Genomic DNA, 25,622 nt, shown 5'->3' on the forward strand with positions numbered 1-25,622 from the left:
CAGCCCTTTTGGTCAGTGATTACCTATTCGTTTCCCTTTTTGCGAGAGTGGCGGAATTGGTAGACGCACTGGATTTAGGATCCAGCGGCCGAGCCGTGGGAGTTCGAATCTCCCCTCTCGCACCAAGTTGTTTTCAGCAGGGCGGAGTCCCTGATGCGATGACGGGCGATTTCGACCGTTTTTGTTGTAATTTGAGTGTGGTATTGTAGAGGGCCTGGCTCGCCAGGCTTTCTTTTTATGTCCGAGCCAAGGAGGATGGTGGAAATGGAATACCAGGTGGAGAATATTTCCCCGGTGGAAAAGAAGATCACGGTGACGGTGCCCGCAGAGGAGGTCAATGCGGCTCTGGGGGCGGCCATTGCCATGTATCGCAAGGATGTCCAGATCGACGGCTTCCGCAAGGGCAAGGTCCCGAGTTCCATTGTCGAGAGCAAATTCAAGAGCCAGATTTATCAGGAAGCCACAAACGACCTGCTCAACGTGCATATCAACCAGATCATGGGCGAACTCAATCTGCAGCCCCTGTCCGGACTAGATGTGGACGCCAAGGAGATGGTCCGGGACCAGGATTACATCTACACCTTCAGCTTTGAAAATGTCCCGGACATTGATTTGCCCGAATATAAAGGTTTGAGCGGAACCAAAGAGAAGGTCGAGGCCAAGGAAGAGGATATTCAGGAAGTCTTGGACCGCGTACGCCAGAACATGGCCTCTATGGAAGAGGTAGATGAGGACCGGACTCCCAAGGACGGCGAAGTAGCGGTTGTCGATTTTACCGCCGAGTATGACGGCAAGCCCGTGGAAGGGGGGGAGGCCCAGAACTTTGACCTTCCTCTCGGTGAAGGGCAATCGTTGCCGGAGTTCGAGGAGCTGGTCAAAACCCTGACTCCTGGGGAACAGGCTGAAGAGGATATCACTTTCCCGTCCGATTTCCTGAACAAGGATCTGGCCGATGTGACCGTCAACATGAAGGTCACTTTGAAGGCGATCAAGCAGCGGGTCTTGCCGGAAGTGGATGACGATTTTGCTGAAAAGGCTGGCGGTTTTGGTAGCGCCGAGGAAATGCGCAAGGCAATCAGCGAGTCCTATGAAAACAGTCGCAACCAGGTGGCCAAGTCCGAAGCCCAGAAGGCGATTTTGGACAAGATTCTTGAGCAGGTCGACTTTCCCTTACCGCCGTCCATGGTAGAAAATCAGATCCAGGCCCAGATCAAACAGCAGCGTGAGCGGCTGGAGCGCCAGGGCAAAAGCCTGGAGTCGACTGGAACAAGTGAAGAGCAACTCCGCGAGGAGTACCGTCCCGAAGCCGAATCCCTGGTCAAATCCCACCTTGTTTTGCTGGCCATTGCCAATAAAGAGGAGTTGTCGGTTTCGCCGCAGGAGGTCGAGCAGCACCTGTATCAGATGGCGGTGCAAAGTGGCCAGGATTTCCAGACCCTCAAGGAATACCATGAGAAAAATAACCTCATGTACGCCTTGCGGGATCAGCTTCTTGCCGACAAAGCCATGGAGCTGATCTATGACAATGCCGAGGTCACCGAAGTCCCTGCCGGTGGATCTGATCAGGAATCCTCCGATGAGGATGACTCGGCCGCGACTGAGAACGAATAAAATTTGACCACCCCGGGGCGTCTCAGGCGCCCCGGGTCCCTTCCCCGCCTACTTGAACCGCCCCTTTGCTTCCTGTACCATTAGCCCAAGATCTACAGAGAAGTCCGTATCCCGACGGACTGTGCGGTGCTGTCGACCGGACTCCACCACCTCCTGCGGGGTGGCCGCCCCTTGAACACAACCGGCCCCGCTCACAGCGGGACATATGGGAGAAACCGCTCATGAATGTACCTATTGTCATTGAATCCACGGGACGCGGGGAACGCGCCTATGATATATATTCCCGGCTTCTTAAAGACCGGATCATCCTGCTGGGCACCCCGATCGACGACAACGTGGCGAATCTGATCTGCGCCCAGCTTCTTTTCCTGGAATCGGAAAACCCGGACAAGGAAATCAATTTTTACATCAACAGCCCGGGAGGCTCCGTGACCTCGGGGTTAGCGATTTATGACACCATGCAATACATTTCCGCTCCCGTAGCGACCTTGTGCCTGGGGCAGGCTGCCAGCATGGGCGCCGTGCTCCTCGCTGCCGGCGAACCCGGAATGCGCTATGCCCTGCCGCACGGGCGGATCATGCTCCACCAGCCCATGGGTGGGTTTCAAGGTCAGGCCACCGATATCGATATCCAGGCCCGGGAAATCCTGCGGTTGAAGAGTTCCTTGAATTCGATCCTCTCCCGGCATACCGGGGTGGAGCTGGAAAAGATGGAACGGGACACTGATCGCGACTATTTCATGGGCGCGACCGAAGCCGCCGATTATGGCGTGATCGACCAAGTATTGGCGTCGCGGCGGGAAATGACCGGATAGCCACTGGACAGAACGACTGGAGGTCTTACCTGTTTGCAAAGACCACCCAGCGATAAGGAGAAAAGGACAACCATGAGTGACGATACCAAGCACAGCCAGGACGTGCAGTGCTCTTTTTGCGGGAAATCCCAGGACAATGTGCAACGGCTGATTGCTGGTCCGGATGTCTATATATGCGACGAGTGCATCGGACTGTGCAACGAGATCATCGCCCAGGACAATGTCAGTGAAAGCGTTGAGGAGGGGCAGCTCCTGCCTCCGGCGGAGATCAAGGAAGCCCTGAACGACTATGTCGTGGGCCAGGATATGGCCAAAAAGGTTTTGGCCGTGGCCGTGCACAATCACTACAAGCGGGTTTACTATGCTGGCGGCAGTGACGATGTGGAACTGGACAAGAGCAATATCCTCTTTGTCGGACCGACCGGCTCGGGGAAAACGTTAATGGCCCAGACTCTGGCCCGCATCCTGAACGTCCCTTTTGCCATTGCCGATGCGACGAACCTGACCGAGGCCGGATATGTCGGCGAGGATGTGGAGAACATCCTGGTGCAGCTGCTGCAAAACGCCGATTATGACCTTGAGAAGGCCTCCAAGGGCATCATTTATATAGACGAGATCGACAAGGTCGCCCGCAAATCGGACAGTCCCTCCATCACCCGTGATGTTTCCGGGGAAGGGGTCCAGCAGGCCTTGTTGAAAATTATCGAAGGCACTGAAGCTAATATCCCGCCCAAGGGCGGCCGCAAGCACCCCCAGCAGGAATTTATCCGCATGGATACCTCGAATATCCTGTTTATTCTCGGCGGGGCGTTTGTCGGGCTGGAGGATATCATCCAGCAGCGCCTTCAAGGCAGTTCCATGGGCTTTGGGGCCCGTCTCGTGGGCAAGAAGGAGATGAGCATTGGGGATGTCCTGCGCCAGGTCCATCCCGAAGATCTGCTCAAATTCGGCCTGATACCGGAATTTGTCGGGCGTATCCCGGTGGTCGCCACGCTGGATGAACTCAGCGAGGACGATCTGGTCCACATCCTGACGGCACCGAGAAACGCGCTGGTCAAGCAATACCAGAAGCTCTTCGAACTGGATGAAGTCCATTTGCGGTTCACAAACAACGCCTTGAAAGCCATCGCCACACGTGCCCTGGCCCAAAAAACCGGGGCACGCGGTCTGCGCAACGTTATGGAAACCATCATGCTGGATCTGATGTACAAACTCCCATCCATGACCGATGTCAAGGAGTGTGTGGTGAACAAGGCGGTGGTCGAAGAGGGCAAGGATCCCATGGTCTTCTATCGCCAGGCAGTCAAAACAGCCTGATCCCGTTTTATCGCAATGCAGTCCCGCGGGTCGTCCCGACGCCTCGCCCGCGGGCAAAGATGGGTGTCGCAACCCCCTTTGGGCTGAGCGTTTCCGGAGGCACAGCAGCCGGGAACGAGGCCGAGGAGGAAGACTATATGCCGGATACCTACACGACAGGGACTGGTGGGATGCAACTGCCAGTGATGACCTTACGGGAAGTGGTCATGTTTCCCAGGGCTATCGTGCCGCTTTTTGTGGGCCGCAAGGCTTCCATTGCAGCTGTCGAACACGCTTTGGAACAATACAACAAACGTATCCTCCTGGTGGCTCAGAAAGAACCTGAAGTGGAAACCCCTGGGCAGGACGACCTGTTTGCCATGGGGGCGATCTGTAAGATTCTGCAACTCTTGCGTCTGCCCGACGGGACGGTCAAAGTCCTTTTTGAAGGGCAAAATCGGGCCTATTGGCGTCCGGTCGAGGACCGGTTTTCGTTTGAAGGTGAAAGTGTGGCCCTGGCCGAAGTGCAGATGCTGCAAGAGAATGATCCGGACAATCCTGAAGCGCGGGCCTTGATCCGGACCACCCAGGAAGCCGTTCAGAAATACAGCAAGATCAATAAACAATTGGCCCAAGAGACCTTGATGGCCATCTCGTCCATTGATCGCCCGGGGCGCCTGGCTGATGTCATCATGCCCCACTTGAAGGTCGAATATACCCAGAAGCAGGCTGTGCTGGAGGTCCAGGACCCGCTCGAACGTCTGGAACAGACCTATGCTCTGCTGGAAGGGGAGATCGAGGTCTCGAGCCTGGAACGGCAGATCAAGAGCCGGGTCAAAGACCAGATGCAGAGCAATCAGCGGGATTATTATCTCAATGAGCAGCTCAAGGCCATCAAAAAGGAAATGGGCCAGGAGGACGACCCTCAGGCCGAACTCGATGAGCTTCTCGAACGGTTGCAAGCCAAGGATATGCCGGACCACGCCCGGGAGAAAGCGGAAAAAGAGATCAAAAAATTGCGGCAGATGCCGCCCTCATCCGCGGAATACACTGTGGTTCGCAACTATATCGATTGGATTTTAGACCTGCCCTGGAATCATCTCAAGCAGACCGAACTCGATCTGCAACAGGCGGAGCAGATTCTCGACGAAGACCATTACGGTCTGGAAAAGCCCAAACAACGCATTCTCGAATATCTTGCCGTCCAGACCCTGGTGGAGAAGATGCAGGGGTCGATATTGTGTTTTGTTGGGCCCCCTGGCGTGGGAAAAACTTCGCTGTCCAAGTCCATAGCTCGTTCCACGGGCAGAGAGTTCGTGCGCCTCTCCCTTGGAGGCGTGCGCGACGAGGCCGAAATCCGGGGGCACCGGCGGACCTATGTGGGAGCCTTGCCCGGCAAGATCATCCAGTCCCTGAAGCGGGCGCAATCCAATAATCCGGTCTTCTGTCTCGATGAAGTCGACAAGATGAGTATGGATTTCCGGGGCGATCCGTCGGCAGCCCTGCTCGAGGTTCTGGACCCCGAACAGAATGTGGCCTTCAACGACCATTATCTCGATCTGGACTACGATTTATCGCATATTTTCTTCATCACTACGGCGAATTATCTGGAGGCTATCCCGGCTCCTTTGCGAGATCGCATGGAGATCATCAAGCTTTCCGGATATCTGGAGACGGAGAAGCTCCAGATCGCCCGGAAATTTCTGCTTCCCAAACAATTGCATAAAAATGGACTTGACCCTGAACAGGTTTCCGTTTCGGACGGAGCGCTTTTGGAAGTGATCCGTCGCTATACCCGGGAAGCCGGTGTCCGGAATCTGGAGCGGCAAATCGCTTCTATCTGCCGCAAGCTGGCCAAGGAAAAGGTTGAGGGCAAAGGGGAGATCCGTTCCTCCAAGGTCACCAAAACCTCTGTCGGTAGTTTGCTTGGAGTCCCGGATTATCGCTATGGCCAACGAGAAAAAGAACCCCAGGTTGGTGTGGCCACCGGCTTGGCCTGGACGGAGATGGGCGGCGAATTGCTGCTTGTCGAAGTCGCGCTCATGCCCGGCAAAGGGAAGGTAGAAATTACCGGCAAGATCGGTGACGTCATGCAGGAATCCGCTCGGGCCGCACTCAGTTATATCCGGTCACGTTCGGATCTGTTTGGGTTGCGCTCTGATTTTTACGAAGGGATTGATGTCCATGTCCATGTGCCCGAGGGGGCCACGCCCAAGGATGGCCCTTCCGCTGGAATTACTCTGGCGACGAGCCTTATCTCCGCGTTGCTGCACATTCCGGTACGCAATGATGTGGCGATGACCGGCGAAATCACCCTCAGGGGCCGGGTGCTGCCCATCGGCGGCTTGCGGGAAAAGCTCTTGGCCGCCCACCGCGGACTGATTCGTACCGTGTTGATCCCCAAGGATAACGAAAAGGACCTCAAGGAGGTCCCGGAAGCGATCCGCCGTGATCTGGAGATTCTGCCCGTGGAACACATGGATGATGTGTTGCCTCTGGCCCTGCTGGACAGTCCCGCAGAGAATCTTTTCTGCGGTCGTGACGACGAAAATATTCCTCTGGCACGGCGACTGCGCAAGGAGGAATCCTTGCCTCCCACGCATTAGCACCATTTCGGCCGGGCGTACGCCCGGCCTTTTTTTTGAGTGTGCCGCGAGTCGGTCTGCATGCCAACAGTGGCCGGTATCGGGCTGTTGGGGCAAGAAAAAACAGCCACAGACGAAAAGACTTGGTGTCTTGCGTAGCACTTCGCTCCTTGACAGCGAGCCCGATCGTGATTTCAATACTTCCATACTCATATGACCGCCTACAAGGAGAAAAGCATGCTTACGGAAAGAATGGAAAAAGCCCTGAATGAACAAATCAACGCCGAAATGTATTCTTCGTATCTCTATTTGGCCATGGCGGCCTATTTCGAGGACAAGTCCCTTCCGGGGTGCGCGGCGTGGATGAAAGCCCAGGCCCAGGAAGAGCTCTTTCATTCCATGAAATTCTTCGACTACGTCAACGAGCGTGGCGGCCGGGTCGAGTTGCAGGCGATCGAAACGCCGCCAAGGGAGTGGGGTTCGGTTTTGGAGGTTTTCGAAGCCTCTTTGGCCCACGAACAAAAGGTCACCAGCCTGATCAACGGGCTGGTCGATCTGGCGTTGGAAGTCAAAGACCACGCCACTAACAATTTCCTGCAATGGTTTGTGGCTGAACAGGTCGAAGAGGAAGACAGTGTGGGAGCTGTCGTCGACAAGCTCAAGCTCATGGGTGAGGCGACCGGCGGCCTGTTCATGATCGATCGTGAGCTTGGGCAACGCACGTTTACCATGCCCTCGGCGACGGAAGAGTAAGAGGAAAACCCGGTGAACACAGAGTGAGTTTCCAACAGGGCGGTTCGACAGGACCGCCCTGTTTTTTTTGAATCCCGCCTGTCGTTGGGCAAGCCAAGGAAGATGATATGCACGACCACGACCCGAGCGTTCAGATCTGTATTGGCGGTGAAGCAGGGCAAGGCCTGGTGACAATCGGGCACTTGCTCTCCAAGGCCCTGGTTCGCGACGGATACTGGATTCTGGTCAGCCAGAGTTATATGTCCCGTATTCGGGGAGGGCACAACACCTTTTCCATCCGGGTCGGCACCGAACCTGTTTTGTCGCCGCGCGAGGACTGCGATGTTTTGGTCGCCCTCAACCAGGACACCATCGAGCAGGACGGACCGGCATTGACCACAGGGGGGTGCCTGGTTGGCGATACCGACCTCGATTTCGGGGAACTTCCCCATCTGGCTGTACCGACGTCTGATTTGGCCAGCAAACCGTTGTATGCCAATACCGCGGCCCTCGGGGTTGTGGGGGGACTGCTCGGTGTGCGTCCCCAGACTCTTGAAGCCCTGTTGCGGGAACAGTTTGCCAAGAAAAAAGAAGAGGTGATCACCAGCAATCTTGGTGTCTTGGAGGCGGCACTGTCATGGGTCGAGGAGAATCGTGGCGATTTTCCACCATTGCCGGCGGCACAACCGCCTGAATCCAGCCTGATGCTCAACGGCAGCGAGGCGGTCGCGCTTGGCGCCCTGGCCGGGGGCGTTCGATTCTGTTCCTTTTATCCCATGACCCCGGCCACAGGAGTGGCTTTGAACCTCATCGCCCAGGCTGAGGCCATGGGCGTGGTCACCGAACAGGCCGAGGACGAGATCGCGGCAGTGAACATGGCCCTGGGCGCCTCCTATGCCGGGTCCCGGGTTTTGGTGCCGACTTCTGGAGGAGGCTACGCCCTGATGACCGAAGGCGTCAGTCTGGCCGGCATGCATGAATTGCCCCTCGTATTGGTCGTAGCCCAGCGCCCCGGGCCGGCGACCGGCTTGCCGACCCAGACGGAACAGGGAGATTTGGAATTCGTGCTCTTCGGCGGACATGGCGAATTCCCCCGGGCTGTTTTCGCGCCCGGCGACATCCCGGAGTGTTTTCACCTCACCCGGAAATCCATGGGGCTGGCTGAACGCTGGCAGAGTCCGGTGTTTGTTCTTTCCGATCAGTATCTTGCTGATGCCTGGCAAACCGTTTCAGCTCCAGAATTGGAATACGAAGCCGACCCCCCGTCTGACTCGGCGTGCGCCCAGGTGGCGGCGGACTCCTATGAGCGGTATGCGGTTACCGAAAGCGGTGTTTCGCCGCGGTGTCTGCCGGGCCAAAGCGAAGCCCTGGTCGTCAATGACAGCGATGAACACACCCCGGACGGGCATATCACCGAAGATCACGCGGTCCGAGTGGCAATGGTCGACAAACGGCTCCGCAAACGTGAAGGGTTGAAGCAGGAGGTCACGCCCCCGACCTATACCGGGGATCCTCTGGAGAGTGGCATGCTCTTGATCTGTTGGGGGTCGAGCAAGGGGCCGGTGCTGGAGGCAGCTACATTGCTTCGCCAAGCCGGACAACGAGTCGGAGTGCTCCATTTTTCCCAGGTCTGGCCGCTTGTGCCGGAGACCTTTCCTGTCGATCCGGCTAAGGCGCAATCGGTGGTCGTGGTCGAGGGCAACGCCACCGGACAATTTGCAGCGCTGTTGCGACGGGAGATGGGGATCGAGGTTTCCGGGAAAGTTTTGCGGTATGACGGCTTGCCGCTGACAGCCGCTTTTATCTGGAATCAGCTCGCCGAGGCAGGAATGATTGAAAGCGGAGCATAACCGGCAGGAAGGACGTGTTCTCAGCGAACGCTCAAGGTGTTATTGCAGACTGCCAAAGGAGTCCTTGCATGGGATCTATCGAAGCCTACGGTGAATTTGACACCGCGTGGTGTCCAGGATGCGGCAACCATTCTATCTTGCAGGCCGTGAAAATGGCCCTGGCGCAAAGCGATATCGCGCCCCATGAGGTTGTCTTTGCCTCAGGGATCGGCCAAGCGGCCAAAGCCCCGCATTATCTGCGGGCCAATGTTTTTAACGGACTGCACGGCCGGGCCCTGCCGGCGGCCACCGGGATCAAGCTGGCCAATCCCGAGCTGACGGTTATCGCCGAGAGCGGTGACGGTTGCAATTATGGTGAGGGAGGCAACCATTTTCTTGCGGCCATCCGCCGCAACGTCAATATTACCCTTTTAGCCCATGACAACCAGATTTATGGGCTGACCAAAGGTCAGGCGAGCCCGACCACCGAAACCGGACACACGACCAAGGCCCAGCCTGGCGGCGCTCCTTCGGCGCCCTTCAATCCTCTGGCGGTGGCCGTGAGCATGGAGGCGGGATTCGTGGCCCGGGGATTTTCCGGAGAACAGGAGCACCTGGCCGATTTGATCCAGCAGGCCATTGCCCATCCCGGATTCGCCCTGGTGGATATCTTGCAACCGTGTGTCTCTTTCAATACAGCCAATACGTATGGGTGGTACAAGAAACGGTGCACGAAACTCACCGCTGATCATGACCCTACGGATTGGGCGCAGGCCATGCAGATCGCCCGGCAATGGGGAGAGACGATCCCCATTGGCCTTGTGTACCACGCCACCGATCGTCCAACGTTTGAAGACCATTTTCCGGTATTGTCCAAGGGACCGTTGTCCCATCCCAATCCCGGGCAGACCACGGTGCGGGATCTTCTGGCCACGTTTGCCTGAAGCCCCGGCCGGATACAAGGAGGATTGTATGCGAACCGCACGACTTCTCTGTCTGGTTGCCGTTTTGTTGCTGACATCCACGTGGGTGTGGGCCGCCTCGCCGCCCCAGGCTGGCGACGCTTTTCCTGAACAGGCATTGCAGGCGCCGCAATCCGAAAAAGAGCGCGCTTACCTCGGCCTGGGGCCAGAGGTGGAACAGTTCCGGCTCCAGGATCTCAAGGCCCCGGTCATTGTTGTGGAGATCTTCAGTATGTATTGCCCGTACTGTCAGCGGGAGGCCCCGGAAGTCAACGCTCTTTTCCAGCGTATCCAGGAGGAAGGGCTCGGGGATTCCATCAAGATGCTCGGCATTGGCCCCGGGAACTCAGCGTATGAGGTCGGGATCTTTCGGGACAAGTTCAGCGTCCCGTTTCCCTTGTTTCCCGACCGGGACTACACATGGCACAAGGTTGTTGGCGAAGTCGGGACCCCGTATTTCTTTGTTCTGGAACGAGATGGCGATCAACTGCGGGTGCGGATTTCACATCTGGGGCCGTTTGAATCTCCGGAAGCATTTTGGAACCGTATCCTCAAGGCGACCCACTTGTAGGTGGTTTGTTGTGTTCGGAAAAATCCGGGAACAATACCGCAACGGTTTGCGGATCCGGGTGGCCTGAGAGAGGAGAGAAAACGATGCGCAAAATGATGGTCGCGATAGGTGTTTTCGTCTGCGCCTGTCTGGTCGCTGGATCCGTTCCTGCCCAGGTGGAAACGGTGTATTCGGTCGGCCAGCTCAAGCCGGTGGACAGCGAACTCAAAGTCGCTGTCGGTGACGCCGCTCCGGATTTCGCCTTGCCGGATCTGCAGGGCGAAACAGTGCGGTTGTCCTCCTTTGAAGGGGAGAAAAACGTCATCCTGTCCTTTGTCCCGGCCGCGTTCACCCCGGTGTGTTCAGACCAGTGGCCCGGGTATGATCTCATGCAGGATATTTTTACGGCCCACAATGCCATTATTCTTGGAATCAGTGCAGACAACACCCCGTCGCAATATGCTTGGGTTCAGGAAATGGGCGGGGTCTGGTTTCCGGTCCTGTCCGATTTCTGGCCCCATGGCCAAGCCGCTTCCCGTTTCGGGGTTCTGCGCTCGGACGGGACTACGGAACGGGCCCTTTTCCTCATCGATACCCAGGGAATCATCCGCTACATCGATGTCCATGACATCAATAGCCGGCCGCGCCTGGAACCACTGATCGAGGCGTTGGAAAATCTCTCTACGGAGGCGCCATGAGCAAAACAGCGCTCTTTGCCTTTAACGGCGAGCCGATGTGTTTTATGCATGTCCTGCTCAATGCCTGGGATCTTCATGAACGCGGTGAAACAGTCCGGGTGGTCGTCGAAGGAAAGGCCACGGCGTTGTTGCCTGAATTGGTGAACGAGACGCATTTTATGCACGCCCTGTATGCCAAGGTCGTGGATGCCGGTCTCTTGGCTGGGGCCTGCCGAGCCTGCTCGGGGAAAATGGGGGTATTGGGCGCGGTGCGCGCGAACAATATTCCCCTGCTTGATGAAATGCAGGGACATCCAGCGGTGGGGATGTATCAGGACGCGGGATATCGGGTCCTGATGATGTAAGTTTGGGGACATTGATTCCCCGGAGACGAAACGCTTTTCGGATGACCCTGGGTCCGGAATGGGGTTTTGAAGAGCCGGGAAAGCCGAGGGCGCGCGTGCCTTGGGCGGCCCTTCAGACGGGACGCGGCGATGCGCCGATGCTGGCTGAGACCGCAAGGGGTTGGGGGGAGGGGAGCTTTACAGAATCTGGCTTGGCCCCGGGAATGAAAAGGGATGTTCGTCCAGCCAGCCGATTTCCAGAACGCCCCACAAGCCCAGGCAGATGGCTTCGGCCGCGTCGTGGCGCAACGTAGTGGGGCGCTTGGCCTCCGACCAGCCGATGATGGACCGGGCGAGGGTGTCGGCTCGGCCCTTGGCTACAGCACCAGTCTGGGGGCTGCCGGAGGGGAGCAACACCTCCCGCCACGTTTCGGCTCCGACGTGCAGGGTCTGGATTTTCCGGCGCTCGGCCTCGGCTTTCCAAACCCGGCTGGAGGCATCGCCGCCTTCAAGAACAAGCCATTGGGTTCCGGGAAACCGGTTCAGCAGCCATTTGCACCCGCTGCGGAGACGTTTGCGGGCTCCGAAATTGTGGGCTCCGTAGTGCAGGAGCCGACCGTTGGCACCGTATTGGGCCCAGCCCATGCGCAGGCCGAGGTCTACGGCGAGAAGTTCTGGAGCAGCTGGGACTGATTGCCTGTTCATCGTTTCCTTTGCGGGCCCACGGCGGTGTCGTGACTGCGTGCAAAACGCATCGTGGTTGCGAAGGTCTACGCTCAGGTCCGGGATGCCGACGGATCAGGTCTCGTAGACCGCTTCAAATCCTTTTTTGTAGCTTGCAAAGGTCCCCGCAGCAATCGCTTCCCGCGCGCCGCAGACGAGATCGAGAAAAAAAGTCAGGTTGTGGATGGTGTTCAGTCGGTAGGAGAGCAATTCCCGGCTTGTGTACAAATGGCGCAGATACGCCTTGGAAAAGGTGCGGCAGGTATAGCAGCCGCAGGCGGGATCCAGGCGTGAATCATCTTCTTGATATTCGGCGCGTTTGATATTCACCTTGCCCTGGGAGGTGAACAACGTGCCGTTGCGGGCGTTGCGGGTGGGCAGGACGCAGTCGAACATGTCCACACCCGCGGCGATGCCGTTGAGGATATCCAGCGGTGTGCCGACGCCCATGAGATAGCGGGGTTTGGCCGACGGAAGCAGGGGGGCGGTGCACTGCAAAATGTCGTGCATTTCCTGTTTGGATTCTCCGACGGAGAGACCGCCAATGGCAAACCCTTCACAATCCAAAGCGCAGATCTGTTCAGCGCTTTGCCGCCGCAAGTCTTCAAAAAATCCTCCCTGAACGATTCCGAACACCAATTGGTCGCCTGCCCCGCGGGGATAGGCCTCACGGCACCGTTTTGCCCAGCGTGTGGTCAGCTGTAGGGATTTTTCGGTGTAGGCGTGGTCAGCGCCGTAGGGAACGCATTCGTCCAGGACCATCATGATGTCCGAGCCCAGATTGCGCTGGATATCGATGACTTTTTCTGGAGAGAAAAAGTGTTTCGAGCCGTCGATATGGGAGCGAAAGGTCACGCCCTCTTCGGACAGTTCCCGGAGTCCGGCCAGGCTGAAAACCTGAAAGCCCCCGCTGTCGGTGAGGATGGGATGAGGCCAATTGGCAAAACGGTGCAGGCCGCCACGCCGGGCCACAAGTTCGTCTCCGGGACGGAGATAGAGGTGGTAGGTGTTGCCGAGGATGATTCTGGCCCCGAGATTTTCAAGGTCGTCCGGGCTCAGGCTCTTCACGGTCCCCTGGGTACCAACCGGCATGAAGATCGGCGTGGGCACCACGCCGTGTGCGGTGACCAGTTCGCCGCTCCGGGCGGGACCATCTGTGTGGTGGATCTGAAATGAACCGATATGTGTCATGGCGTCTTACTTGTTGGAGGTCGGTGTGAGTTCGTCAAAGTCACTGAGGTGCAAGTGCAGGGCGCGAACCGAAATCTGGAGTTCGCGGAGCGAAACCGTCAGCGAGGACATCATCAGCACAAGGCTGAGGGCAAAGACGAGCTTGCCCAAAATCTCCCACCCGGCAAAAAGCATCAGCATGCAGAAAACACAGGAAAACAGGCTGCTGACCCCCAGGATCTGCATGTTGCGGATCAAAACCACCCGGTGTCGCAAATTGGCGATTTGCCCCTGGAGCTGGATGTCCGGGGTGTCCCGGTATTGGGAGTGCAATTCCCGGACCCGGGCCCCAAGGGCCAGAAATCTGTTGGTATAGGCCAGAAGCAAGAGGGAGATGGCTGGAAAGAGCAAAGCCGGGGTGGTCAGGGTAATGGTCATACAACCTCCGTGCGGTTGTCTAGGTAAAAACAACGGTCTGATTGGCGAAGGGGATGATTTTGTCTTCGAGGTGCCATTTCACGGCTCGGCTTAAGACCTGGCGCTCGATGTCTCGCCCGAGGGCTTTGAGATCGGCCGTGGTGTGCCGGTGGCTGACGCGGATGACATCTTGTTCGATAATCGGACCGGCATCAAGCTCGGCCGTGACATAATGGGCCGTGGCACCGATCAATTTGACCCCCCGTTCAGCGGCCTGCCGGTAGGGATCGGCCCCGGCAAAGGCGGGCAAAAAGGAGTGGTGGATGTTGATGATCCGCTGGGGGAAGGCGGCGACAAAGTCTGGACTCAGGATTTGCATATACCGCGCGAGGATCACCAAATCGGCCTGACCGTCAAGGAGTTCGAGCATCTGCTGTTCGGCTTCTTCCTTCGAGGCGGAATCGACCGGGATATGGTGAAAGGGAACCCCAAAAGACTCCACGGCTTCCCGCCAATCGGGATGGTTGCTGATGACCATGCTGATATCCGTATATAATTCGCCGCGAACCCAGCGCCACAAGAGGTCCATGAGGCCGTGTTCGTGCCGGGAAACTAGGACGGCAGTCTTTTTGCGGTCCGCGGCATAGGCAATACGCCAATCCATGGCAAAACGTTCAGCCACGACCTCGGCAAAAGCGTGCTCCAGGGCTGGCCGGGAGAGATCGAGATGCGGGGTCTGGAACTCGAGACGCATGAAAAAGGTTCCGCCCTCCGGATCGGTCGTGTGCTGGTCCAGGGTGTTGATATTCGCGCCGTGGGCGTAGAGGAAACCGGTCACCGCGGCCACAATGCCGGGCCGGTCTGGACAGGTGATGAGCAGGCGGGCTGTTGTTGCAAGCGCTTCGGTCATTGTGTTCTCCTTGGAAGTCGCCGATTCGGTAGCGGAGTCCGTATGTAGACGAAAGCGAAAGCATCGGCAAGGTGGCTGGGCCTGCTGTCACCCGGGCGTAAGCCCCCTTTCAGAGGGCCAACAGGGAGAACTCAGGCAATGCGCACAAGGGAGCCGCAATGACAACGCAAAACCACCTCAAAAACGAATGTGAACGGCTCGATGGCAAGGGATACGGCGCGTATAAGGATTTGCGCGGCGAATATGATCTTGGGGAGTGCCGGGTCGTTGTCGACCATGTCCAAAGCGACCCCTATGCCCCGCCGAGCAAGGTCTGCGTGGTCATGGACCGGCACCGGGCGGGCCTGCCCGAGGAATTGCTGGCCAATCGGGTCCGTCATATCGCGTTGGAGGATTATCTGTCACGGAGTGTTGCCCGCGTCATCCAGGCGGAGGCAGGCGACAAGGACCGCATAGAGGTCGATGTCGGTAGGCAGGAAATTCTGGAGCGGACCGCGGTACGGATCGATGCACAAACAATAGAACTCCGGCTGGCAGTGGGGCTGCCCGCAAGGGGGCGCCGCATTCTGGGGCGTCAGGCCGCATATCTTCTCTCTGCTCTTCTGCCCCGAATCGCTCTCAGGGGGCTGGTTTTTTCCGGATTGGACGAGGAGACGGCCTTCGAGCACGTTTGGCGGGCCGAAGATCAGGAGGTCTTGCGTCAACGTATCGGCGAGCTGGGCTGCGTCGGATTTGTCGGCAATGGCGCTCGATTGGCCCGGTCCAGCGGCGTCAACGACGCCCCCATGCAAGGCGAGGAGGTTGTGCCGTTTTCCAGCCCGCCTGAACTGGAACTCGCCGTGGATCTGCCCCATGCCGGGCGGGTATATGGCATGGGGATCCCGGCCGGAGTCACCGTCATTGTTGGCGGCGGCTATCATGGCAAATCGACCTTGCTTCGAGCTCTCGAACGGGGCGTGTACAACCATGTGCCCGGGGACGGACGGGATCTGGTGGTCACCGAGCCCACAGCCGTCAAGATCCGGGCCGAGGACGGCCGGGCGGTGCGCGGCGTGGATATCAGTCCGTTTATCAACGCCTTGCCCAACAAGCAGTCGACGCGATCTTTCGCCACCTCCAATGCCAGCGGCAGCACCTCTCAGGCCGCAAATATCATGGAAGCCCTGGAAGCCCAGAGCCGATTGCTCCTGGTCGACGAGGACACCAGCGCCACGAATTTCATGATTCGCGACAGCCGGATGCAAGCCCTGGTAGCCAAGGAGCAGGAACCGATAACCCCTTTTCTTGACCGGATACAGGAATTGTATACGGCATTCGGGGTCTCCACGATTCTGGTCATGGGGGGCTCTGGGGACTACCTGAGCGAAGCGGACACGGTCTTGAAGCTGCAGACCTATGAGGCCAGCGTGGTGACCGAAGAGGCCCGGGCGGTCATGGACCGCTTCCCTCGACAACGGCGCCGTGAGATTTCTGCACCCCTCACGCGGAGATCATCTCGTCTGGTCGCCTCCGCCTGTCTGGCATTGGGGCCCCGAGACAAGGTCCGGAGCAAGGGCACCTCCCAGGTTACTTTTGGCAAGTCCTCGATTGACCTGGCGTGTGTGGAGCAACTGCTCGATCCGAGTCAGACCCGGTCGGTCGCCGCTATCCTCAGGATGTTGCCGGCCTTTTTGGAGCCAAACGGGGGACAAATTCGAGAAGCCGTGGAGGAGATCCTGGCGCAAGTGGTCAAGCAGGGGGTGGACAGTTTGGGGGCCAAGAGGGGCAGACATCCCGGGGATCTGGCCATGGTCCGGTCTCAGGAGGTCCTGGCGGCCATCAGCCGATACCGGCGGCTTCAGCTGGCAGCTGAAGGGGAGGGGAGATAATTCCTCCCTTTTTTGTGGGAAAAAGGAAAAAATTCGGGGTGATATTGACCTGGTTTTCGCTTTGGCGTACCGGTGGAAAAGCTATGTATAAGTGTATATATGTCTTTTTTAGCAAAGGAGTTTGCGCCATGCGAAAATGTCTTTCCCTTTCTCTCGGTCTTATGGCGGCGTTGTGCCTGTGCCTCGCTGCTGGTCCGGTTGCTGCCGAACCAAGCGGTGATGTGATCATCTTTCATGCGGGCAGCCTGACCGTGCCGTTTGCTAAGATGGAAAAGGAATTTGAAGCCGCGCATCCCGAAGTCGATATCCTGCGCGAAGGCGGCGGAAGTACCAAAATGGCCCGTATGATTTCCGACGTGGGCAAAACCGCTGACATTATGGCCTCTGCTGACTACCAGGTCATCGACAAGAGCCTGATCCCGGATTTTGCCTCCTGGAACGTGCGTTTCGCCAGCAACCAATTGGTGCTGTGCTATACGGACAAGAGCCAATATGCCGACGAGATCACGGCTGACAACTGGTACGAGATCCTGCAACGCGACGGTGTGGTCTGGGGGCATTCGGACCCCAACCTCGATCCTTGTGGCTACCGGTCGTTGATGGTGTTGCAGCTTGCGGAGAAGTTCCATGACAAGCCCGGGCTGTACGACCGCCTGATCGCCAACCGTCCCGAAGAAAATGTCCGTCCGAAATCGGTGGAGTTGGTTTCGTTGCTGAAAACCGGCAACATGGATTACGCCTGGGAGTACCGCTCTGTAGCCGTTCAGCATGATCTGCAATTCGTGACGCTGGACGACCATATCAACCTCGGGAATTACAAATTCGATCCTTTCTATAAACAGGCCAAGGTTGAAGTCAGCGGCGAAGAGCCGGGCGAAACCATGTTTCGCACCGGCAAGTCTATCACGTATGGCATCACCATGACCGATGATGCCCCGAATCCTGAAGCCGCGACAGCCTTTTTGGAATACCTGTTTTCCAAAGAGGGCGGACTCAAAGTCCTCAAGGAACTCGGCCAGCCCCCCTTTGTCCCGGCCCGTGTGCCGAGCCAAAAGATGTACGACATCCTGCCCACATCCCTGCAGGACAAGGTTGTGGTCAAACAATAACATGAGCCAACAGGCGTCCGGCCTCGCCGGGCGCCTGTTTTTTCACCCCCAAGAGCATGCTGAAACGCGATCCATTTTCCCTCGCTGTCGGGTTTTCCGGAAGCACGATCCTGCTGTTTATCCTCCTGCCTCTGCTTCAGATGGTCGTGCAGCCGTCATTGCCGGATATGGCCGAAACCATTCGTGACCCCGCGGTGCGCAAAGCCATTGGTCTGAGCCTGTTCACCTCCGGGATGGCGGCGGTGATTGCCTTGGTTCTTGGCACGCCGCTGGCTTATATTCTGGCCCGCAAGGATTTCTGGGGCAAACGGGTGGTGGAGAGCGTCATTGATCTCCCGATTATGATCCCGCATCCGGTTATTGGCATTGCCATTTTGAGTCTGGCCGGACGGGGCCATTGGCTCGGGGATGTGCTCCAAGCACTGGGCGTTAAGCTTATGGGGACGACCACGGGGATTGTCGTCGTTTTGACCTTCGTCGGCGTGCCCTTTTACGTCAACGCTGCCAAGGCCGGGTTTGAGGTTGTGCCCGCCCGCCTGGAGCATGTGGCTCGAACACTGGGCGCGAGCCGGAGCAGCGCCTTTTATCGGGTGACTCTGCCATTGGCGTTTCGCAGCCTGCTTGCAGGGACAATCATGTGCATGGCTCGGGCAATCAGTGAATTTGGAGCAGTTGTCATCGTTGCGTATCATCCGATGGTCGCTCCGGTGCTGATTTATGAACGATTCACTGCTTATGGGCTCAAGTATTCTCAGCCGGTGGCGGTCTGGCTTATTCTGGTTTCCCTGTTCCTTTTCCTGTTGCTGCGCATTGTGACTGCCAGAGGGGGAGGAATGGCTGGACGCAGTGGTCCGAATCTCGGGGGGCGGGCATGATCGAGGTCCAGAATCTTGATGTGCGTTTGCCCGGCTTTGCCCTGGAGAATATTTCGCTTTGTGTGCCGCAAGGCGCATTTGGTGCGCTGATCGGACCGACCGGTTCCGGCAAGTCCATCCTCCTGGAGGCTTTGGCCGGCCTGCAACCTGTGAAACGGGGCCAGATATTCAACCATCGGGGCGAGATTACCAGGCTACCTCCGGAACGGCGCGGCTTCGGTCTGGTGTACCAGGACGCGGCCTTGTTCCCCCACCTCAACGTCCGCGAGAATCTTCTTTTTGCACGGCGCTACACGGATCTTGCCAAGGCTGAAGTCGTCCGGGAAATGAACGAACTCAGCGAACGCCTGGGGATCACCCATTTGCTCCAGCGCGATGTCCGGACCCTCAGCGGCGGAGAGACCCAACGGGTGGCTCTGGTTCGGGCCCTGCTCGTGCGTCCCTCGGTGCTGCTTCTGGATGAGCCGCTTTCCGCCCTGGATCCGGTTTTTCGTGAAGAAATCCAGTACTTGTTGCAGCGCCTGCATCAGGAGATGGGGTTGACCATGCTCATGGTGACCCACAATTTCGAGGAAGTCGTCATGCTGGCCGAGCAGGTCGCCGTCATCCATCAAGGGCGGTTTTTGCAAAAAGGGGCGGTTCAGGAGGTGTTCACCACGCCTCGTTCCCCTTTTGTGGCCCGCTTCGTGGGCATGAAAAACCTGCTTGCCGCAACACCGACGCAGGACGGAGTCCTAGTCGCAGGGCACGTGGTCCGCACGATTGGGCCCGGTCGCGAGACGAACAACCAGGTCCTCGGCATCCGTCCGGAAGACGTTCTGCTTGCCCCTCCCCATCCCGGCGCCCCAAGTTCCAATGCCTACCCGGGAAGCATCAGCGCGGTTACGTATCATGGGGTCCATTGTGCGGTCAGGGTCGAGTGCGCCCTGGGCGAAGTGACCGCGCATCTCAGTCCCCGGGAATACAGAGAACTCGGGTGCTCCCCCGGGGATGCGGTTACGGTTATTTTGCCCGCTGAAAAACTTTGTTCCATCCCTGCCTGAACATTGTCTTCCCCCTTTTCTTGCCCTCAAATTTTTCCTGGCGATAAGCGAGGTTCTGTGTTAGCACGACCTCCAAAAGGCGTGATTTCAATGGGGTTGATTTTGTTACATGATTCTGTAAAAGACCAAATTGCGTCCTCCAGGACGCAGTTTGGTCGGAATGATTGGTCACACAGACGATCTTGAAAAGAGAGTGAGCAATGAAAGGTGAAACTTTTGCCGGAGGCTTGCGTTGGCCAGCCAGCGACGCCGGCGTGACGGAATCGTTTCTGACGGTTCCCCTTGCCGAAAAGCTGGTCGTCCCTATGGGACAGCACGATGGGACTCCTCTCAAGGCCGGGGTCAAGAAAAAGGCGGAACTTCAAGGTGGAGATCTCCTTGGAGAAAGTGAGACCCTGTGCCTGTATTCCCCGGCGGCCGGTTCGGTCACGGACGTCATCAAACAGTTCCCCAAATTAGACGGCACAGTCGTTCCGGCGGTGGCTATCGCGCGGGGAGAGGCTGAATCCAGCCCAGTTGTTCCCCTCGAAGGGGACGCCCCCTCGGAGTTGGCTGCCAAGGCTGGCATTGTTGACAGTGGCCGGAGCCCGGAACCGTTGTCGACGAAATTGATGCGGGCCAAGGAAAAAGGCTGCTCGACATTGCTTATAAACGGTGTGGAGTGGGAAGCGGTCCTGAGCAGCAAACGGAGCCTCATGCGCGCTTTTCCTGAGGAAATCGCTCAGGGAATTGGTGTCTTGAAGGACGCGATCGGCGCTGAGACCGTGATGCTGGCTGTCAGCACGGGCGCGGAGGCCGCCGCAAAGGGGGTTGCCGAGGCTGGAGAGGGTATTGAGGTGACGCCATTGCCTCAGAAGCACCCGCAGAGCCTTGATGAATTGCTTGTCAAAGGACTTTGGGGCAAGGAAATCCCGGCCGGGCGCAAGGCAGATGATCTCGGGATACTGGTTTTGGACCTTGAAACCGCCTTGCACACCAAGCGGGCCGTGGTTGACAAACAGGCATGCCAGTACCGGTATATCACGGTGACCGGCACTGCTGTTCCGGAAACAACAAATGTGGCCGTGCCCCTGGGGACTCCCGTGCGCGAGGTGCTGCGTTTTTGCAAGATTGACCCCACTCGGGTAGCCAAGATCGCTGTTGGTGGGCCGCTTATGGGGCCGCCTCTGCCGGATCTGGATATGCCGGTGACATGGGAAACCAACGGCTTGTATGTTTTAGACCGAGACCATGTCGGCGGCGGGGCGTTGCCGGAAGATTGTTTCAAATGCGGAGCGTGCGTCCGTGTCTGCCCGATGAATCTCATGCCGTTTCTCATAGCCGGGTTTTCCCAGGCGGACAGTTTTGATCTGGCTGAGAACAACAGCATATTGAGCTGTGTCGAGTGCGGCTGTTGCGCCTATGTCTGTCCTGCGCAGATCCCCATGGTCCAATGGATTCAGCTGGGTAAATCCGAGATCAGAGCTGAAAGGAGCAGTGAATGAACACTCCGGAACTTGTCGTCTCCGCCGTTCCCCATGCCCACAGCGGCAACACCCTGCAGAAGATGATGCGGCAGATCCTTCTGGCGCTGATTCCGGCTTTGCTTATAGGTGTGGCCTATTATGGGTTCGGCGTGGTTCAGGTGGCAGCCATAGCGGTTGTGTCGGCCTTGGTCTGGCAGGTGCTTTTACAAAAAGCCATGCATAAGCCGGTCTGTCTTGCCAATATGACTACAGTGGTCTCTGCGCTTTTGCTGGCCATGATCATGCCCCCGGGATTGCCCTGGTGGGCCGTCTGCGTCGGGACCCTGACCATGGTCTTGCTGGGTATGGAAATCTACGGCGGATACGGCAACAACCCGTTCAACGGCGTATTGATCGCCTGGGTCGTGCTCCAGATTTCTTTTCCCGCAGCGATGTCTTCATGGGCCTACCCCCCTGGGGAATTGATGACCATCAATACCCCGCTTCAGGTCCTCCAGGAAGACGGGCCGTTTTTTGTCAATGAATTTTTCAGTTTTTCCGATCTGCTTATGGGCCGCACAGTGGGCTTTGCCGGGCAGACTTCGGCCCTGTTTCTCCTGCTGGGCGGGTTGTTTCTGCTCTACCGCCGAGTGATCACCTGGCATATTCCGGTCAGCTTTTTGGCTGGGGTGGTGGCTTTCGCCGGGCTGTTTTGGGCGATCAATGCTGAGGCCCATGCCTCGCCGCTTTTCCATCTCGTGGCCGGCGGGACCATGATCTCGGCCTTTTTCCTGGCCACGGATTTTCCGTCCTCCCCGGTGACCAAAACGGGCATGCTGCTTTACGGCTTTAGCGCCGGGGTGTTGACCGTGGTCATCCGTATCTGGGGACAATGGCCGGATGGAGCCTTTTTTGCGGTCTTTTTGATGAGCATGCTCACACCGCTTTTGGATAAAATCGCGCCGCGAGTTTACGGGAGGTAGGGCCGTGTCAGTACGTGAAATTCTCCGCATGATGCTGGTACTCACGGTGGTCACCGCCGTTTGCGGCGGCGGCTTATCCTTGGTCAAAATGGCTACAGAGGGACAAATTCAGTACCAGAAGTTGAAGAACGTCAAGGAACCGGCACTGAAACAGGTTCTGTCCGGCTATACGAACGATCCCTTGACGGATCGCAAGGAAATAGTTGTTGGCGAGGACGAACGGGGCACGCCCATCAAACGTCCGGTTTTTTATGCCAAAAAAGATGGGACCCTTATTTCCGTGGCCCTGGAAGCCTATGGCGGCGGCTATGACGGCGATATTGGCGTGATGGTGGCCTTTGACCCGGATGAGGATACTTTGGAGGGGGTTGCCGTGACCACCCATACCGAGACTCCCGGTATTGGGAGCAAGGTCAAGGAGGACCCCGGCTTCGCCAAGCAGTTCGAGGGCAAGTCCATCGATCAGAGCTTTGCGCCTGGCAGCGGCACCGTCGATGCCATCTCCGGAGCGACATTCTCGTCGCATGGGGTGATGAAGGCCGTGGATAAAGCGATAGAAATCTACAAAGCCAATAAGTCGAAGATCCTCGGTTAGCCCGGGGGAGGAGTGAGCCATGGCGAGTGTGGTGCAAGAATTCAAAAAAGGACTCTGGGCGGAGTTGCCGCCGTTTCGGGTCGTTCTCGGGCTGTGCCCGGTCTTGGCCGTGACCAGCGGTGTCGCGTCCGCCCTCGGCTTCGGTTGCGGCTTGTTGTTCGTTATTACAATGAGCAGCGTGCTGGTCTCCCTGTTGCGCAATGTTATTCCGGACAAGGTGCGCGTTCCGGTTTTTATCAGTATCATCGCCTCCGGGGTTATTATTGTTGAACGGGTGATGCATGCCTATTTTTACGGCATTTATGAAATCTTGGGCATCTGGATTCCATTGATCGTTGTCAACTGCCTCATCCTGGGGCGGTCCGAGGCGTTTGCCCGGAAAAATCCCGTCCACTTGGCAGCGGCCGATGCTTTGGGCATGGGCACGGGGTTCACCCTTTCCCTGGTCGTGTTGTCCTCATTTCGGGAAATTGTCGGTGCCGGGACATGGTTCGGGGCGCAGGTCATGCCGGGATGGTATCTTGGTTTCGAGTTTCTCGTTCGGCCTCCCGGTGCCTTTGTGTGCTTGGGGATTATGCTGGGCTTGATCAATGTCATTTCCGCACGGCTTGATGCCAGGAAGACCGCCTAACAGCTCAAGCGTAAAGGGGTAGACGCATGCAAGAATACCTTTTGATGATCGTATCCGCGGTCTTCATCAACAATATCATCCTGTTGCAGTTTCTCGGACTGTGCCCGTTCGTGGGTGTGTCCAACAAAATGGACTCCGCAATCGGGATGTCTGCTGCGGCCATGTTCGTTAACGTTCTGGCCAGTTCCATCTGCTGGATTATCCAAAAATATGTGCTCGTCCCGTTGGATCTCGTGTATTTACAGACCTTGGCCTTTATTGTGGTCATCGCCACACTGGTCCAATTGGTTGAGATTGTCCTGCAGAAAATTGCGCCGCCATTGTACCGGTCTCTCGGTATTTATCTGCCGCTGATCACCACGAACTGCATGATCTTCGGTGTGGCCGTCCTCAATATCCGTGAAGAACATACCTTTATGCAGGCCGTGGTGTATGCCTTTTCCACAGCACTTGGCTTCAGCCTGGTGTTGATCTTTATGGCCGGACTGCGCGAGCGGTTTACCATCTCGCGGATACCCCAGGCGATGCAGGGGTTTCCTATCGCGTTGGTGACGGCCTGTATGATGGGTTTGGCATTCTTCGGCTTAATCGGTTTGGCCTAAGGAGAACAACATGGGTACCATAACTGCGATTTTGGCCATGGCCGGTTTGGGACTGGGCCTGAGCGCTGTGCTCGGTGTGGCGGCCAAAGTCTTTTATGTCTACGTGGATCCGCGTATCGAACAGGTTGCTGACTGCCTGCCTGGAGCGAATTGCGGGGGCTGCGGGTATGCGGGATGCAGCGACTATGCAGCGGCGGTTGTCCGTGGCGAGGTCGAAGCCAATAAATGCACTGCCGGCGGAGAGGCGACCTGCACGGCCATCTGTGAATGCCTCGGTCTCGAGGCGGCCATGGGGGAACGGCAGATCGCCAAGATCTTTTGCGTAGGCACTCGCGATGCCGCGAAAAGCAAGTTCGTTTACGACGGCATCGAGGATTGCCGGGCTGCCGCCCGACTTGCCGGTGGGGATAAGGCATGTTCCTGGGGCTGCCTGGGACTGGGCACCTGCGTGAAGAATTGTCCGTTTGACGCTATGTACATGCAGGACAACGGACTGCCGGGAGTCGATCCCGTCAAATGTACTGGGTGCGGCAAATGCGTTGAGATCTGCCCGCGCGACATCCCGAAGTTGACTCCAGAATCCCAATCGACCGCGTGTCTGTGTTGCTCCCACGACATGGGCAAAGTGGTGAAAAGCGTTTGCAGTGCCGGGTGTATCGGGTGTTCCAAATGCAAGAAAGAGTGCCCGGAAGAGGCCATCACCATGGACAACTTCCTCGCAGTGGTCGATCCGGCAAAATGTACCGGTTGCGGTGCCTGTATCGAGGTCTGTCCCACGGGCGTGATGCGCAGTTTGCTCCCGGAAGGGCAGCACCCGATGCATGCCGTTCAATCCGAAACGGCCTCTGAAACCCAGGAGGAACAGGTATGAAGCTCCTCGTCGCCGTCGACCCCTCCGACTATGCATTGAAAATCGCGCGATACGTCGCTGCGGTGGCGCGTCCCGATGTGGCAGTGACCCTGTTTTCCGTGTTGCCGAGTGTTTCGTCCAAGATGGAGCGTGAACTCTACCATCCCTTGTTCGCCGAGAAGATGGGGGTTTTAAAGGGGCTGGACGCCCAGCAGGAGCAGATCCTGACCAAGACCATGGAGGAGTGCACCAAAATCCTGCAGCAATCCGGCATCCAGAATGTGGAGTCTGTGACCGAGAAGAAGCGTCAGGGTGTTGCCAGGGATATTATGGCCAAAGCCGAGAGTGAAAACTACGATACGGTTGTGGTCGGCAAACGGGGCCTGTCCGCCGCCTCGGCATTCGTCCTGGGGAGTGTGTCGCAGAAAGTGGTCAACAACCTCAAAAACGTCACGGTCTGGGTCATTGAATAATTCGCGCACGGAACGCGGGCTCGTGGTCGAGCGTCTTGGACCGCAAACAGTCCAGGTCAAGGTGGATAAAAACGATGCCTGCAAGGGGTGCTCAATGCGGTGCACTTGCAACCCCGTCGGCACGCAGAAAATGGCCTTTTCCGCCCATGATGCCTTCCAGGCCCAGGTCGGCGATGAGGTCGACGTGGCCTTTGAAGCAACGGGCCGCAAACTGGCCATGGCCGTTTTATATGGCGTTCCGCTTCTGGCATTTTTACTGGGCGCGATTATCGGCAATGAGTTGGCGCTTTTTGGCAGCGCTGACCTTTCAGGAGTGGTTTTAAGCCTTACCGCAACCTTGGCGGCCTTTATCGGGATCCGGTGGTACAGCAGAAATCGCCTCGAATCTGACGCGGAGTATCGGCCGGTGGTTATCGAGCGATATCCAAGCCCCCCAAAAACCACGGAAGACGAGGCGCCCATCGCGTCCTGACTCTCCCACCGAGCGACAGAAAGAGAAAAAAAGCCCCTGCCATGGATCCATGGCA

The 25,622-nt window shown here is 57.5% G+C and carries 26 protein-coding genes and 1 tRNA gene; 23 read left to right on the forward strand and 4 right to left on the reverse strand.

What is annotated here, in order from left to right; translation table 11 throughout:
• Nucleotides 1–41 precede the first annotated feature (41 nt).
• The 11 genes from DRET_RS02535 (at nucleotide 42) to DRET_RS02585 (ending at nucleotide 11,422) form a co-directional block, all read left to right on the forward strand.
• Nucleotides 42–125: transfer RNA gene (locus tag DRET_RS02535), tRNA-Leu, on the forward strand.
• Between the two features lie 139 nt (nucleotides 126–264).
• Nucleotides 265–1,611 carry a trigger factor gene (tig, locus tag DRET_RS02540; RefSeq protein ID WP_015750965.1) on the forward strand — a complete coding sequence of 449 codons (1,347 nt, stop codon included), beginning with the start codon at nucleotides 265–267 and terminating at the stop codon, nucleotides 1,609–1,611.
• A 221-nt stretch (nucleotides 1,612–1,832) separates the two neighbouring features.
• Nucleotides 1,833–2,426, forward strand: a complete 594-nt coding sequence (gene clpP, locus DRET_RS02545; protein WP_015750966.1) for an ATP-dependent Clp endopeptidase proteolytic subunit ClpP — start codon at nucleotides 1,833–1,835, stop codon at nucleotides 2,424–2,426.
• Between the two features lie 72 nt (nucleotides 2,427–2,498).
• A complete protein-coding gene (gene clpX / locus DRET_RS02550; RefSeq protein WP_015750967.1) occupies nucleotides 2,499–3,743 on the forward strand; it encodes an ATP-dependent Clp protease ATP-binding subunit ClpX in 1,245 nt (414 codons plus the stop codon).
• A 137-nt stretch (nucleotides 3,744–3,880) separates the two neighbouring features.
• A complete protein-coding gene (gene lon, locus DRET_RS02555) occupies nucleotides 3,881–6,328 on the forward strand; it encodes an endopeptidase La (RefSeq protein WP_015750968.1) in 2,448 nt (815 codons plus the stop codon).
• Nucleotides 6,329–6,544: 216 nt separating this feature from the next.
• Nucleotides 6,545–7,060, forward strand: a complete 516-nt coding sequence (locus DRET_RS02560; RefSeq protein WP_015750969.1) for a ferritin — start codon at nucleotides 6,545–6,547, stop codon at nucleotides 7,058–7,060.
• 107 nt (nucleotides 7,061–7,167) lie between these two features.
• Entirely contained in the window at nucleotides 7,168–8,889 is a 1,722-nt protein-coding gene (locus DRET_RS02565; RefSeq protein ID WP_015750970.1) for a 2-oxoacid:acceptor oxidoreductase subunit alpha, read from the forward strand.
• A 68-nt stretch (nucleotides 8,890–8,957) separates the two neighbouring features.
• Complete coding sequence (locus DRET_RS02570; RefSeq protein WP_015750971.1) at nucleotides 8,958–9,812, forward strand: 2-oxoacid:ferredoxin oxidoreductase subunit beta; 855 nt, start codon at nucleotides 8,958–8,960, stop codon at nucleotides 9,810–9,812.
• A 28-nt stretch (nucleotides 9,813–9,840) separates the two neighbouring features.
• Nucleotides 9,841–10,401 carry a peroxiredoxin family protein gene (locus DRET_RS02575; RefSeq protein ID WP_015750972.1) on the forward strand — a complete coding sequence of 187 codons (561 nt, stop codon included), beginning with the start codon at nucleotides 9,841–9,843 and terminating at the stop codon, nucleotides 10,399–10,401.
• A gap of 83 nt (nucleotides 10,402–10,484) precedes the next feature.
• Complete coding sequence (locus DRET_RS02580) at nucleotides 10,485–11,078, forward strand: peroxiredoxin (RefSeq protein ID WP_015750973.1); 594 nt, start codon at nucleotides 10,485–10,487, stop codon at nucleotides 11,076–11,078.
• Nucleotides 11,075–11,422: a hypothetical protein gene (locus DRET_RS02585; protein ID WP_015750974.1), complete on the forward strand. Its 348-nt coding sequence runs from the start codon at nucleotides 11,075–11,077 to the stop codon at nucleotides 11,420–11,422. The genes DRET_RS02580 and DRET_RS02585 overlap by 4 nt, the downstream gene beginning before the upstream one ends.
• Nucleotides 11,423–11,599: 177 nt before the next feature.
• Here DRET_RS02585 and DRET_RS02590 read toward each other — a convergent pair whose 3' ends face one another.
• From DRET_RS02590 to purU, 4 genes are all read right to left on the reverse strand, one after another.
• Nucleotides 11,600–12,106, reverse strand: a complete 507-nt coding sequence (locus DRET_RS02590; protein WP_015750975.1) for a hypothetical protein — start codon at nucleotides 12,104–12,106, stop codon at nucleotides 11,600–11,602.
• Nucleotides 12,107–12,199: 93 nt separating this feature from the next.
• Nucleotides 12,200–13,315 (reverse strand): tRNA guanosine(34) transglycosylase Tgt, encoded by a 1,116-nt coding sequence (gene tgt, locus DRET_RS02595; protein WP_015750976.1) that lies wholly within the window; start codon nucleotides 13,313–13,315, stop codon nucleotides 12,200–12,202.
• Between the two features lie 6 nt (nucleotides 13,316–13,321).
• Nucleotides 13,322–13,732, reverse strand: coding sequence for a DUF2721 domain-containing protein (locus DRET_RS02600; protein WP_015750977.1), 411 nt, complete (start codon nucleotides 13,730–13,732; stop codon nucleotides 13,322–13,324).
• A 19-nt stretch (nucleotides 13,733–13,751) separates the two neighbouring features.
• A complete protein-coding gene (gene purU / locus DRET_RS02605; RefSeq protein ID WP_015750978.1) occupies nucleotides 13,752–14,621 on the reverse strand; it encodes a formyltetrahydrofolate deformylase in 870 nt (289 codons plus the stop codon).
• Nucleotides 14,622–14,779: 158 nt separating this feature from the next.
• Here purU and DRET_RS02610 point away from each other — a divergent pair, with 158 nt between their 5' ends.
• The 12 genes from DRET_RS02610 to DRET_RS13260 all read left to right on the forward strand — a co-directional run bounded on the left by DRET_RS02610 (nucleotide 14,780) and on the right by DRET_RS13260 (nucleotide 25,567).
• Entirely contained in the window at nucleotides 14,780–16,489 is a 1,710-nt protein-coding gene (locus DRET_RS02610; protein ID WP_015750979.1) for an ABC-ATPase domain-containing protein, read from the forward strand.
• A gap of 128 nt (nucleotides 16,490–16,617) precedes the next feature.
• Nucleotides 16,618–17,598, forward strand: a complete 981-nt coding sequence (gene wtpA / locus DRET_RS02615; protein ID WP_015750980.1) for a tungstate ABC transporter substrate-binding protein WtpA — start codon at nucleotides 16,618–16,620, stop codon at nucleotides 17,596–17,598.
• Between the two features lie 56 nt (nucleotides 17,599–17,654).
• Nucleotides 17,655–18,473 (forward strand): ABC transporter permease, encoded by an 819-nt coding sequence (locus DRET_RS02620; RefSeq protein ID WP_015750981.1) that lies wholly within the window; start codon nucleotides 17,655–17,657, stop codon nucleotides 18,471–18,473.
• Nucleotides 18,470–19,516: an ABC transporter ATP-binding protein gene (locus DRET_RS02625; protein ID WP_015750982.1), complete on the forward strand. Its 1,047-nt coding sequence runs from the start codon at nucleotides 18,470–18,472 to the stop codon at nucleotides 19,514–19,516. Before DRET_RS02620 ends, DRET_RS02625 begins: the two co-directional genes overlap by 4 nt.
• Before the next feature lie 200 nt (nucleotides 19,517–19,716).
• On the forward strand, nucleotides 19,717–21,000 hold the full coding sequence (locus DRET_RS02630; RefSeq protein WP_015750983.1) for an RnfABCDGE type electron transport complex subunit C: 1,284 nt from the start codon (nucleotides 19,717–19,719) through the stop codon (nucleotides 20,998–21,000).
• Complete coding sequence (locus DRET_RS02635; RefSeq protein ID WP_015750984.1) at nucleotides 20,997–21,944, forward strand: RnfABCDGE type electron transport complex subunit D; 948 nt, start codon at nucleotides 20,997–20,999, stop codon at nucleotides 21,942–21,944. Before DRET_RS02630 ends, DRET_RS02635 begins: the two co-directional genes overlap by 4 nt.
• 4 nt (nucleotides 21,945–21,948) lie before the next feature.
• Nucleotides 21,949–22,539 (forward strand): RnfABCDGE type electron transport complex subunit G, encoded by a 591-nt coding sequence (gene rnfG, locus DRET_RS02640; RefSeq protein WP_015750985.1) that lies wholly within the window; start codon nucleotides 21,949–21,951, stop codon nucleotides 22,537–22,539.
• A 19-nt stretch (nucleotides 22,540–22,558) separates the two neighbouring features.
• A complete protein-coding gene (gene rsxE, locus DRET_RS02645; protein ID WP_015750986.1) occupies nucleotides 22,559–23,170 on the forward strand; it encodes an electron transport complex subunit RsxE in 612 nt (203 codons plus the stop codon).
• A gap of 26 nt (nucleotides 23,171–23,196) precedes the next feature.
• Nucleotides 23,197–23,772, forward strand: coding sequence for an electron transport complex subunit RsxA (gene rsxA / locus DRET_RS02650; protein ID WP_015750987.1), 576 nt, complete (start codon nucleotides 23,197–23,199; stop codon nucleotides 23,770–23,772).
• Nucleotides 23,773–23,782: 10 nt separating this feature from the next.
• Entirely contained in the window at nucleotides 23,783–24,643 is an 861-nt protein-coding gene (locus DRET_RS02655) for an RnfABCDGE type electron transport complex subunit B (RefSeq protein WP_015750988.1), read from the forward strand.
• Nucleotides 24,640–25,095, forward strand: a complete 456-nt coding sequence (locus DRET_RS12835; protein WP_015750989.1) for a universal stress protein — start codon at nucleotides 24,640–24,642, stop codon at nucleotides 25,093–25,095. Before DRET_RS02655 ends, DRET_RS12835 begins: the two co-directional genes overlap by 4 nt.
• Before the next feature lie 22 nt (nucleotides 25,096–25,117).
• Nucleotides 25,118–25,567, forward strand: a complete 450-nt coding sequence (locus DRET_RS13260; protein ID WP_167317783.1) for a SoxR reducing system RseC family protein — start codon at nucleotides 25,118–25,120, stop codon at nucleotides 25,565–25,567.
• Nucleotides 25,568–25,622 lie beyond the last annotated feature (55 nt).

Source organism: Desulfohalobium retbaense DSM 5692, from assembly GCF_000024325.1.
GTDB classification, from domain to species: Bacteria; Desulfobacterota; Desulfovibrionia; order Desulfovibrionales; family Desulfohalobiaceae; genus Desulfohalobium; species Desulfohalobium retbaense.